General features: G+C 44.0%; 9 protein-coding genes. 4 read left to right on the top strand and 5 right to left on the bottom strand.

The window, feature by feature from the left end; genetic code table 11:
- Positions 1 to 13 precede the first annotated feature (13 nt).
- The 3 genes from pabB to ACE3K2_RS02345 all read right to left on the bottom strand — a co-directional run bounded on the left by pabB (position 14) and on the right by ACE3K2_RS02345 (position 3,823).
- Positions 14 to 1,810, bottom strand: coding sequence for an aminodeoxychorismate synthase component I (gene pabB / locus ACE3K2_RS02355; RefSeq protein WP_421886244.1), 1,797 nt, complete (start codon positions 1,808 to 1,810; stop codon positions 14 to 16).
- Between the two features lie 27 nt (positions 1,811 to 1,837).
- Positions 1,838 to 2,443, bottom strand: a complete 606-nt coding sequence (locus tag ACE3K2_RS02350) for an anthranilate synthase component II (protein WP_421886242.1) — start codon at positions 2,441 to 2,443, stop codon at positions 1,838 to 1,840.
- Positions 2,444 to 3,022: 579 nt separating this feature from the next.
- Positions 3,023 to 3,823, bottom strand: coding sequence for a lipid II flippase Amj family protein (locus tag ACE3K2_RS02345; RefSeq protein WP_421886240.1), 801 nt, complete (start codon positions 3,821 to 3,823; stop codon positions 3,023 to 3,025).
- A 201-nt stretch (positions 3,824 to 4,024) separates the two neighbouring features.
- On the opposite strand from ACE3K2_RS02345, the gene ACE3K2_RS02340 reads away from it, so the two are divergent.
- Entirely contained in the window at positions 4,025 to 4,495 is a 471-nt protein-coding gene (locus ACE3K2_RS02340; RefSeq protein WP_421886238.1) for a DUF2188 domain-containing protein, read from the top strand.
- A 117-nt stretch (positions 4,496 to 4,612) separates the two neighbouring features.
- On the opposite strand, the gene ACE3K2_RS02335 is transcribed toward ACE3K2_RS02340, so the two are convergent.
- Positions 4,613 to 5,347, bottom strand: coding sequence for a YitT family protein (locus ACE3K2_RS02335; RefSeq protein ID WP_421886235.1), 735 nt, complete (start codon positions 5,345 to 5,347; stop codon positions 4,613 to 4,615).
- An 891-nt stretch (positions 5,348 to 6,238) separates the two neighbouring features.
- Between ACE3K2_RS02335 and ACE3K2_RS02330 the strand changes: the two genes are divergently transcribed.
- The gene (locus ACE3K2_RS02330; RefSeq protein ID WP_421886232.1) at positions 6,239 to 7,276 is read left to right on the top strand and encodes a nucleotide-binding protein; all 1,038 of its coding nucleotides are present in this window, start codon (positions 6,239 to 6,241) and stop codon (positions 7,274 to 7,276) included.
- On the top strand, positions 7,273 to 7,506 hold the full coding sequence (locus ACE3K2_RS02325) for a hypothetical protein (RefSeq protein ID WP_017687536.1): 234 nt from the start codon (positions 7,273 to 7,275) through the stop codon (positions 7,504 to 7,506). Before ACE3K2_RS02330 ends, ACE3K2_RS02325 begins: the two co-directional genes overlap by 4 nt.
- A 367-nt stretch (positions 7,507 to 7,873) precedes the next feature.
- Here ACE3K2_RS02325 and ACE3K2_RS02320 read toward each other — a convergent pair whose 3' ends face one another.
- On the bottom strand, positions 7,874 to 11,437 hold the full coding sequence (locus ACE3K2_RS02320; protein WP_421886229.1) for an S-layer homology domain-containing protein: 3,564 nt from the start codon (positions 11,435 to 11,437) through the stop codon (positions 7,874 to 7,876).
- A gap of 442 nt (positions 11,438 to 11,879) precedes the next feature.
- On the opposite strand from ACE3K2_RS02320, the gene ACE3K2_RS02315 reads away from it, so the two are divergent.
- On the top strand, positions 11,880 to 12,269 hold the full coding sequence (locus ACE3K2_RS02315; protein ID WP_421886227.1) for a hypothetical protein: 390 nt from the start codon (positions 11,880 to 11,882) through the stop codon (positions 12,267 to 12,269).
- The last annotated feature ends 125 nt before the right edge of the window (positions 12,270 to 12,394 follow it).

The raw sequence follows: 12,394 nt of genomic DNA, 5'->3' as shown, positions 1-12,394 counted from the left end.
ACGGTTTCTCCTTTCACTGCCCTGAGGTAATGGTGAGTTCATGTAACGAATGGTCCAGACTTTCCTGTGAAACTTCAACAGGGATCCACCCACGGACACTATTGATGAGCCATATATTTGTGGCTTCGATTATGTCTCTGTATGTTAATACCTTTTCCTCAAGAGCTCCGTCATACAGGAGTTGATTTCGTAATGTGCCTGCTAATAATCCGCTATCTCTGGGTGGAGTATATTTTTTACCCTGTTGCTCAATGACAACATTTCCTGTTGTGAATTCAGTAAGTTCCCTATGCTCATTCCACAGCAGAACATCATAGCCATCTCCACACGCCATACGATGAACATCATACATGTTCCGATACGTGGTCTTGTGATACAAGAAGCGCTGACTGGAGAGAATTGGCGATTTCGCGAGAGCTACCGTTTGTGTTGTTTTTGTTTCAATAAGGGGCGTGCTCTCAACTGAAATTTGTCCTAAAGGAGATAACAACACTCTAACTTTATGAAGACCGGTTGAATGTTTGCTCGCATAAGCAGTCAGTTGGTTATGAATATCCTCTCTAATCACCTCAAAGTTAAAATAGGATGCAGAATCCATCATCCGGTCAAGGTGTCTATCCAGGAGGGAATACTGCCCATTCTCCAATCGAAGCGATTCCAATAATTCAAAATATGGCTTTTGTTCCGTTAGCATTAACGCTTTTGTTTTGGCCTCTGCATATTCATCTGAAGCTGTCGAATCCCAGGTGATGCCTCCGCCCACACCGTATTCAGCCTGATTTCGCTGATGATCAATCCATACGGTCCGAATCGCTACATTAAAAACCGATGAACCATCCGGACTCAACATGCCAATCGATCCGCAATAGATCTCCCTTGGCGTATCTTCCAGTTCATAGATTAAGTCCATTGTGCTGATTTTCGGTGCCCCAGTGATGGAACCACAGGGAAAGAGTGCTGAGAACATATCCTCTAACTGTATGTGCGACCTGGTATTTGCTGTGACGGTAGAGGTCATTTGAAACAGAGTATAATATTTTTCAATATTAAAAAGTCTCGGGACATGCACACTTCCCGTCTCGGCAATAACACTAAGATCATTCCGGAGTAAATCCGTAATCATCACATTTTCAGCCCGATTTTTTGGGGATTGATACAGCCAGTCAGCCAATTCGTCGTCCTGTTCCTGATAGAATCCCCGTTTCACTGTTCCTTTCATCGGACGAGTCTCCAGCTGATTTCCATTCTTTTTAAAAAACAATTCAGGTGAAGCACTTAAAATACTGATATCACCGAGTTGCAGCATGGCCGAGTAATCGGCCTGTTGAGCATCACATAGCTTTGTATAAAAAGCATAAGGGTCACCCTCATATTTCGATCGAAGACGCATCGTATAATTGACCTGATAGGTGTCACCCCGCGCGATGGCCTCGTGAATTTTATGTATATTCTGATGATAGGTCTTCTCTGTAACCGTTGGTTCCCATCCTGAGATCCGATATTCATCAGATGAAGATGCATAACCTGTATCATACCCTTCAAAAATACCAAACCATATGAGCGGTAAAGCCACATCTGAATGAACTCGAAAAGCGGGATCGAAAGCTGGCGCAGCCTCATAGGACACATAACCTACTGCATAATATCCCTTATCCACAGCGTCCTGAATCTGTCGCAATGCTGGTTTTACCTCTTCAATGGATGTAGCTTTAATGACTTCAAGAGGATTCCTGAAGATTTTGCGCTGTTTACAACGATTCTCGCCTACAAAATCAAATAAGATATACGGATTGGCATCTGATTGATTCATTCAAGAATACCTCCTTGAGAAGTTAGTTTAGAGCGTAACGTAACTTGAGTCGGATTCCGTCTTTTGGTAAGAACAGTTCTGCAGAAAGTTAGCCAGAATCTGTTTGCCGGATGGTGTAATAATGGATTCCGGATGGAACTGAACTCCTTCTATACTCCATTTCTTATGACGGAGTCCCATCACTTCCCCATCGGTGGACCATGCGGTGACTTCCAATTCTTCCGGGAGATCAGGATTAACAATAAGCGAGTGATATCTTGCCACGTTCAGAACGGCAGGCATTCCTTGAAATAACGTTTTGTTATCATGCGAGATATCCGAGGTTTTGCCGTGCATAAGATGCTTTGCTGATTCCACTTTTCCTCCAAATGCCTGAGCAATAGCCTGATGACCAAGACATACACCAAGAATTGGAATCTTCCCAGCAAAATATCGAATCACTTCAAGAGAAACTCCGGCGTTAGATGGATTGGATGGCCCTGGAGAAATCACGATATAATTCGGCGATATCTCTTCCAATTCTTTTACCGTAATGGCATCATTACGATACACGTTTACGCTCTCACCCAGATCAGCGAAGTATTGCACAAGGTTATACGTGAAAGAATCAAAGTTATCAATCATGACGATCATAAGCAGATATCCCTCCAATATTGAATTAACATCCAGAAAAGGATGACTCACAAGCTAGGAGACTGACTATTCGGTCTAAAACGCCATGTAAATAGCCGTTCTGTTCTTAGTTATGTTGAGGATACAGGTCCTGAAGACCCAAAAAAACAGACTGTTCGGTTTAATGAAGTTCATTATTTTGTGTTATGCGCAAAGTGATATTCACTGCGATGTTAGTGAAATCTGATGAGAGGGTTGATTCCTGGAATAAGTGACTTGTAAAGGAGAAGCAAAGAGAACGACGTCTGGTTGCCTTTTTGTGGTAAAAACTGGAAGTTATCCGAATAGTTACATTATGTATCATGTAATATTCTTATATGTTGGGAATTAAAGTGAAAACCAATGCCTATTTCATAATAACCCATATTAAACAAGTATACCACTGTTGTTTTAAATATTTTGCACTTTGATAACTTATTATGTAAATTTTCAATATAAAATGAGTTTTTTTGTCTTTTTTATGAATCACTTTGAGCCAAAATTCACAAAAAAACTGGCCCTCGGGATGTATGGATACATTCCTGATAAGGCCAGCCTCTATCACATCATACTTACAACCCAACCGATCCAGTACGCAAATGGAATTAATAACAACTGGGCCAACAGTGTACCGAATAAACGAGATACGAGCATGCAGCCATAAATCTGATTCATGCGATCCAAACGGATCTCGCCACGTAATGATCGGTCACTGAGCAGGGAAATTCGCGGATCAATCAGGATGGTTAGCAAAATAGTCGCTATTCCGTTAATTAACCCGGTCGATTGGGATGCAGCTACAGCCTGCCCTGGATAAAGGTACGCTGCGTACAAACTGGACAGGACACCCGTGGTGTAGATTGCGGTTACCGCTACATTCAGCATCATTAACCGTCTTGGCATCCCATGCTGTACCAATCGTTTGGCCATCTTCCAGGATGGCGGGGTAATGTAATATGCAGCATTTCTAATCTTGCTTCGCTTCAGCATACCTCGAACCATCGCAGGGATAGAACCAGCTTGTTCAAAATGTACGACCATTCTCGAAGACAGCTTAACCATGGTTGGGAAACATAGTATGGCTAATGCGGTTCCAATTGTTGCCGCACCCATTAACCAGTGCAGCTGTGCTGCAAAGTGTGGATTGGCTCCACGTGTTGCGGTATCCACCAGATTACCTACCATTGGACCCTGGGCCATATTCGAGGTTCGAGAGACCAGCAGCAAAATACCTGCCAATGAAATGGCGAGCGCGATTCTGCGGGTGCGTAAACCACCAAGGCGGAGCGCATACGACAAGCTGTCTGCGGTATGAATCAGCATAGTGAACAACATAGGGATTGCCAGACTAAGACTAAACATATGTATGTACTCCTTTATCTTCCTGTTATTGAACTTATTTCTTTCCTGGACAGCATTATACTCCTGCCGCTTGCAAAAGTATAGGAACGAGATCCTTCTGGATCATCGTTAATCACTCCTACTCACCTTCCTGTTTATCGTTTATCCCTCCCCTCAGAGGGTAATATACAACTAATCCATTATTGTACAGGAGGAGTTCATATGCCTTGGAATAAACAGGATTATCCGGTATCCATGAAGAACCTGGAACCACGTGTCAGACACAAAGCCATTGAGATTGCCAATGCACTGCTTGATGACGGGTATGAGGAAGGCCGCTCGATTGCCATAGCGACAGCTAAGGCGGAAGAATGGGATGAAAATCATCCCGTGCCGGAAAGTTCGAAATCGGACTCCACATCTTCTTCCGATCATTCCGACCACAAAAAGTCGTCTTCCACGGATCGTCGTCATTCTGAGCCTGTTTCTTCGTCCAAAAGTCATGACAACATCCATGTAGTGCCTACCGACTCTGGCTGGGCCATCAAGGAAGAAGGAAAATCTACCTATCTGTCCACATTCGATACGAAGGCAGAGGCTGTAGATAAGGCCAAAGAACTCAGTAGCAAACAGAATATTCGAGCGATTATCCATAATCAGGATGGACAGATCTCTTCTTCGATCAAGTCTTGAATGAATCAAAAAACAACAAAATCCCTTTTGCTGCTGAAGAGCAGTCAAAAGGGATTTTTGTATAAACGTTAACCATCTTAACCCGATACAGGTTGGTGGTTATTCTGAAACGTATGGTTAATGGGATACCCCTCTAGCCACCGTAGTCCGTTGTGAAACAGCAGCAACGTTAACTGCCTTGGCTGCAGCCGATGGCATCGGCAATTTCACAGCCGAAGTTGTAGCCACGGTTCCGCGAGCCGGAACACTAACAACGTACGTGATAACTTTACTGGCGATCCATACGGCCAGAATCGTATATAAAGTTTCTTTTACCGGAAGAAAGAAAAGCGACAATCCCAATACAAAAGCATCACTGACAAAGAAAACTGTTCCCAGCTTCCATCCCTTCCAGCGACTAACCAGCACAGCGAGAATATCGTCTCCGCCTGTCGCTCCGCCGAATCGAAGCACGATCCCCGCGCCTACCCCTGTCAATATACCGGATAGGACTGCCGGAATCCACAGATTTCCGTTAAACGACAATACCAGTGTGGAGTATCGTTCAAAGCCGTCATAGAATAGGGAAAATGCACCGACGCCAAGCAATGCCTGAATCATGAATTTCCAGCCTTTGAGGAACCAGGCCAGAATCATAACCGGAATGTCGAGCAGCAACATACCGATGGCAGGTGATAAACCTGTTGCGTATTTTCCGAGCAGGGCCAGACCAACAAATCCGCCCTCCGATAAATGATTCTGAAAGTTAATGTGATAATAGGCAAAAGCTAAAATAAATGTACCGAGCAGCATAATGGCGAATTTGATCGCCTCTGTTTTAACGTGTTGTAAGGTTAACGATGTTCTCTTCATTCAGGTTCCCTCGCAGTTTGTAGGTTGGTTTTTTAGACCGACCGTACCCTGCAAAAGGCAAGCCTGGAAGAAATCATCGTGTACGTCCTTCGAATATTCATTCCAATCCCCTCTTTCGCAGAGTCAGCCGTTTTTTTGAACCGGTTGATGTACTCTACAAGGGGCGCTATGTGTATGAGAGATCGTAACGTTTCCAGATCGTCCTTGGGGAGATTGTCCTTCGGGAACTCATGGTATCCTGATCCTTTCTGTTCTGTTGTGGTTAGCTGTGCTTAGTTAAACTGAAAAATAATTACAATGCATAAGCTTGAACATTAATTGTACACTTACTACTCAATTGCAGTACCCTCTTTCGATCGCTTTTGCTTTCGAAGCAGGCTTCTTTCAAAAAGCTTTCAGACGAACGTTTCACTTCCACAGATGGGTTCTGCACTCTTCGTTCCTGTGTAAATTGTAAATCCAACTTACAGCAGTTGCAAGTTCATTCAGTTTAAACACCAAAGCTAACTTGCTTGTTCTTCTATTATATAACACCAACGTGACCGGGTCTAAACAGCGGACCCCTCAAAAACAGGCATAAAGCAGCCTCTGGACTGCTCCAGCAGTCATACGGCGACACCAGGCTAAGCAATGCTTGCTAATGGTGCAACCTGCTCCTTTATTCTATGACCAAAGCTTCCAAAAATAACTGTCAGTCACCCAACTGTGACAAATTGGGGCCTTTTTTTATTTTCTTGCGCTTTTTAAAGGAATCCTTTTCCTTTCATACATACACTATAGCAAACGTAATCGGCTTATTGTTTGTCCAGTTCAGACGTTTCCAGACTTACTCTGCTGTTTATGGTATAATATAACAATTGAATCCCACTACCGTTTAAGCGAGGCGGATTGATGAAAACGTTAAAGCCAAGAGTCTTTATTGGCTGCTCGCTGGAAGCGAAGCCGATTGCAGCCGCAGTACACGAAAACTTACGTTTTTCAGCCGAAGTTACCCCTTGGTATTCCGGGGTTTTTAATCCAAGCAGCTACACCATGGACGATCTGGAAGTAGAGGTCCGTACAACTGACTTTGCCATTTTTATTTTTCATCCGGATGATATATCTAAAATTCGCGGGAAGTACTACGCGTCGGTCCGGGATAATACAATGCTGGAAATGGGTCTGTTTATGGGTCGTCTGGGACGAAAACGTATTTTTTTCATTCTTCCGGAGGATATTACAGACATCAAGGACACAACCAAGGTCGAAGGATTGCGTATGCCCACAGATCTGCTGGGGTTAAATCCACTCGTATATGAAATCCGTTCTGACGGAAAGTGGGCACCAGCCGTGTCCGTGGCATGTTCCAAAATCGCAGACAGTATTGAGGAACAAGGACGCTGGAGTGATCCAGAATTGGAGAACATCATTGAGAAGCATAAACGCACTGAGGGAGAAGCACGGTTACAACTGCTTAAGTTGCTGCGGTTCTTTAGGGAATTGCTGCGTACCCGCAAAGCAGATGCCAAGATGCTGGAGCGAATGAGCGATGCCCTTCGTACTGCCTTTGTCTCTCATCCTCCATTTGCTGTACGTGGCACAGCCATATACCGTACAGATGACAGTGGTTATATTGAGCAATTATGTGGTAATGTTGGAGAACCGGGGAGAAAGTATGACTTGTCCGCTAACGACGACAAACAACCGGATGATCCCAAGCGCATCCTGGTGATTGATTCTTACCGGGAGAATAAAATCAAGATCAACCTGTATGATGATTACCTTGAGAAAGAGTATCTGCTATGCTATCCTGTAGCCAAGAGGTATGTAATCACTGTTCACATTATTGGACATATTGAAGCGGATGAGGCGGTATTTCAGCAGATTGACCTACAGAATCGTCAACTGTTCAGCGCCATCAACGATTTGTTAGGAGGCGAACCGGAATGAAACCGGAAACGAAAAAAATAAGCAAGCGCTGGGGCAGCGAAAAAAAGGTACGCCTCAGTTCTGCGCCCGAATCATCACGACCGGTTCCGGAACCCAAGGAAGAAGATCGTTTCCACAAGCCGGCCGTACCGCTAACTACCATTGGGCCCTCCCTGAAGGGCAAGGAAAGACCTTATAAGGTCATCCTTGAAAAAGAGGCGTTCTACGAAAAACCTCAATATCTTGCTTAATTTCTGAACACATCATCAATTGCCGCTGAATCGGCAGTATTCCATAGGCCCCGCCCGCCCAAGGCAGGGGCTTTTTTGTTGCTCATTTTCGCTAAAATAAAACTGCATTGCATAAGACTTATCTGGTTTATGACCTTAGGTTTCCTGCAAAACCCATAAATTATACCTTATTTTGGAGCAGGCTTGTCCCGATTGTTACTTTCAGTAAATTCAAGAAGACGAGGTTGAATGTATTAGCTTACTTCTTCCCTACTTGCTATTTCCAATTATAATACAGGAACATATGTTCTGTAAACAAAAAAAGAAAAACAGGCCACGCATAACCTCGCGCTGCCTGTTTTATTCGTCACATATAAGCTGGACCCATCTAAATCAGACCGGACTGTTGAAGCAATCTGCGTATAATTACAGCTGTTTCTGCACGGGTAATTGATTGATTCGGAGCAATGGTATCTTTTCCACGTCCAGACACCAGTCCAGTGGAGATGCTGGATGCTACTGCTTCTTTCGCCCAAACTGCAACCTGCTCAGCATCTGCATAATCAGACCATTGCTGAACGTTCGCGGCAGATGTGGCTGTTTCCATTCCAGTCACTGACATCGCTCGTGCAATGACTGCCATCGCTTCCTGACGAGTAATCTGTGTCTGTGGTCGGAATGTTCCATCTTCATATCCATCGATTAATCCATAGCTAGTCGCCGTATTCACAGCATCCGCATACCATTCACTTCCATTCACGTCTTGGAAAGAGTTAACCTGTTCTCCAGGTTTTAATCCTAATCCACGTACCATGATGGCCGCGAACTCTGCACGTGTAACTCCACGGTTCGGTTCAAAGGTTGTGCCCGTGATGCCCTCGATAACCATTCGTGAACCCATATCATTTACTTCGGTCTCCGCCCAGTGTTGCGCCACATCAGTGAACATATGCGGGTGCCAGATAACGGCATACACACTGTTGGTTAAGCTATTAATCTGTGCATGGTATACCCCATTGATCTGTGTAATTTTTGTGGGTACATGTCGTACAGTTCCTTCTGCATCCACGACAACACCTGTGGTGATCTGGTTAGGATCAACGTTCGCTGGCAATGCAATCGTACGCGATACATAACTATTAAACTTATCCACACTCACAGACTTGCCATCGAAGGTGGCTGTTACATTGTAATCAACTGGTGATCCCAGAAGAGTATATCCTTGTTGCTGAGCTGCTGATTGTGCTGTCTGTATGACTGCTGCTGTCGGCTGTGAAATTTCAATTTGCAGCTTGATGTTCTCCAAGGAATGGTTAGAGTCCACGCCAAGTTGCTGCGCGAGCTGCTCAATATTAACCTGTTGTGCTGGCAACGTATATGAGGCAATATCCGTTTGCAGCACCAATACGGCTTGTTTGTCAGCCATGAGTTTGACTGTCTGGCCCGTCAGTTCACCAATAACCCGATCTGCTTGAGCATTACCTGTCACGGGAATCGTAACGATAGCCTTGTTGCCCTCGGTTTGAAGTTTCTGCCCAATGAGAACTGCGTCCACTGTAAGGGTTACAACTTTTCGTCCGTTCACTTCAGTAGTAGTCAAAATTCCAGCATTCTCGGTTTTACCGTTCACGAGTACCTGAGCACCTGTAGTTGGGGGAGTTACGACGGGAGTAGTCACTGGTGTAGCCGCACCACTTCCACCAGAACTGGAACCCCCGGAGCTTCCATTGCCACCCGATCCACCTGAGCTATCACTGTTGCGCTTGATATTGAGTGTATATGTTTTCTTGCTTACTCCATCCAATGCAGTCACTTCAATAATAATTGTATTGATGCCACTGATTAACTGCACGACTGTACTATTACCACTAACACCATTAATTTTCACTGTGGATCCAGTTTGATCCGGTTTAATGCTAACTTCAGTCGAACCAACGGAGCTATTGACCGTTGCTTCATAAATTTCCACATCCGGATTGAATGTCGGAGATAATGTGATCGAAGGTAGAGCTATTTCACTCAATTTGGCATTGGTGATGTCCATTCGATTGATGTTAAGTTTATAGTCGTTACTGGTGCCGTCCTCCGCTTGCACATTAATGTTAACAAGGTTTGAGCCGTATACCAGATCCGTAACTGTGTATGTGTATATCCCATCCGTCACGGTTTCACCTGTAGCGCCTGTTACGTGTACGATTTGTTCTTCATTTGCTTTGCCTAGAGAGAGGTCTAAACTTGTCACGTCAGATTCAACATCTACGCGATAATCAAGCTCATCTACAGAAAAGTCCGGTGTCAGCTGCCCTGAACTTACCGTAAGGGTGGAGAGTGTTGCTGTAGATGACATCCATTTCGCATAAAGCGTAATATTTTGCGTCAAGTTCGTATTGAAGTCAAAAACTTGAAGCAGTTGGCTATCCTGATACCAACCCGAGAACGTATAACCTGCTTTTTCAGGAGCATCAGGATTTACTGCTGGGCTGTTATAGTTCACCTTTTGATTGTCAATCTCGGTTCCGCCATTCGATTCAAAACTAATATTTACATACAGTGGTTGCCACTGTGCATACAATGTCACATCACTATCGCTCATGAAGAATGTATCTGCTGCGCTATAGCTGGTTCCGCTACCATCTGCCGCTGTATTCCATCCGATGAACTGATGATCTTCCTTTTCAAGCACTCCAGTGTTATCTAGTACAGTTACTGTTTCGTCTTTTTGATACTTATTGTTGTCCACGGGGACATTTCCAGTGATTGCGCCATTGGCATTGTAAGTCACTGAATGTTCTGTAGAGAGTGTCATGACCGTCAGCTTATTACTTTTTGAGTTGTCTATATAAGCTACATAGGGCATTCCATTTGGACCAAAGGCAAGTGAAGTTTCGTTTATTTGACCTGCGGAAAATGGCTTGCCCCCAACCATAGTCCATTGATTGCCATCCAGCTTCATCATAACACCCTGCGGGTCCATGCTATAGTTCACACTATTTCTGAAAGCCGTGTAAGGTACGCCTTGGGGATCAAATGCTAAAGACAGTTTATAAGTCGATCCTGTTGAGAAGCCCACGTTCCCTACCACTTCCCACTGGCTACCATTCAGTTTCATTACAGTTGCTTTATAACTGTTGGAACCGTCTTGAAACGCAACATAAGGTACATTGTTCGGAGCAAATGCAAGTGCAGGATATGATGCCGAGTCTGCTGTAAATGCTGCATTCCCCACATTTTTCCATGAACCACCTGCAAACTGCATGACAGTCAATTTATTATTGGTTGAATCTTTAAAAGCAAAATATGGAATTCCGTTAGCATCAAAAATAAGTTTGGACATCTCTAGTGCAGTACCTGTCGTAAAGCCGGCAGTTCCAACGGTCTCCCACTGATTTCCATTTAATTTTTTAACCGTCACTTTAGTATCTGCAGCATGATCACGATAAGCCACGTAAGGGGTATCGTCCGGACTAAAAGCAAGTGTAACGTAAACTGCCGCTCCTGCAGAAAAACCAGCACTACCCACAATCTCCCACTGAGTTCCGTTGAACTTCATAACTGTTGCTTTACTATCATTATCCCCATCCTGATAAGCTGCGTATGGAGTATTATGAGAATCAAATGCGAGCGATGAGGTGTTATGGATCACGCCCGTAGAGAAACCTGCAAGACCTACGGTTTGCCATGCTCCAGAAACGAATTTTAGAACCGTTGCTTTCCCGCCTTTGGTTCCATCCTTAAACATGGTGTACGGTGTACCTTCCCGATCAAAGACCAACGTAATATTCTCCGCCTGCCCTGATGTAAATCCAGCTCCTCCCACATCCACCCATGTTCCACTTGCCGCATAAGCACGTTCTACACCGAACGCCTGAAACCCTGGAATTCCTCCAAAAATTAATGCAGCTACAATCAGCATGGTTAGCACTTTTTTAAACCTCAGTAATCTTTTATTCATCACTATCGTCCTTCCACTCATCATATAAAATCCTTGTCCCTCGCGACTTCATCTCCGTCTCAACCTTACAAATCTACTCACCAGCTACTCAACGAGTTTGGTCATATACCCATCAGACGTACATCCGTTGAAATATGTATTTTTTAAATATTAGTACTCCTTTCGTTGTGGATTGAAATTTTAAAGATAGTATAACGAGCTACTATAAACAAACTCTAAACAAGGGGAGTACATTCTCCCTTATGTTCTGTATTCCGACAAGGTAAAATTGCCTATGAGCCTTATTCCACAAGGATTTTCATATAATTTAAACTGCCTTAAAGAGAGAATGTAAATATTTTCAGATTGAAACCTGCATGACTCAGGATTATGCTGACTATAATATAAAAGGAACATTTGTTCCTGTTTAGAAGGATATATTTATGACTAAGGAAGTGAACATATGCCCGCCTCTTCCACTTCTGCCCCAACCCCTGCGGACGAAGATCATCATCTGATCAAAGGTATGGTTGTGCGTACGCTTTTGCTGGATGTACTGGAACGGGATATTCGAACGCTGGATACGCTGCTTCTGAAAATGCCCGAGGTCTATATTCTGTCGCTCACCCACATTCAGAATGAAGTACTTAAGGAGATGCTGGAACTGCGCAAACAGATGAGAATCCGTGGAGTAAAAGTTCTGGAGGAAACGCGGGGAAAGGATGGCATTGAAACCGTATATTTGTGCAGGGGATACATGCAACAGTTCTATATGCTCTGGACATTTGCACGTAATGAGGTCAAAAAAGAGCTGAGTTACCATTTACAGATGGATCTGACACAACAGGTTTGACAAATAAACGGGTTGACCGTCGCCAGTTGTGTTCATTAAGATGGAGTAGAGATATCCAACCATTCCAATAAGGCATAGATTAATTTCAACCGGATATACACTCAACGTCTTATTAATCAAGGAGT

The organism is Paenibacillus sp., assembly GCF_048976745.1.
In the GTDB taxonomy this organism is placed as follows: domain Bacteria; phylum Bacillota; class Bacilli; order Paenibacillales; family Paenibacillaceae; genus Paenibacillus.
Note: the sequence above shows the minus strand (reverse complement) of the source record. Positions and strands in the feature narration are given on the sequence as shown.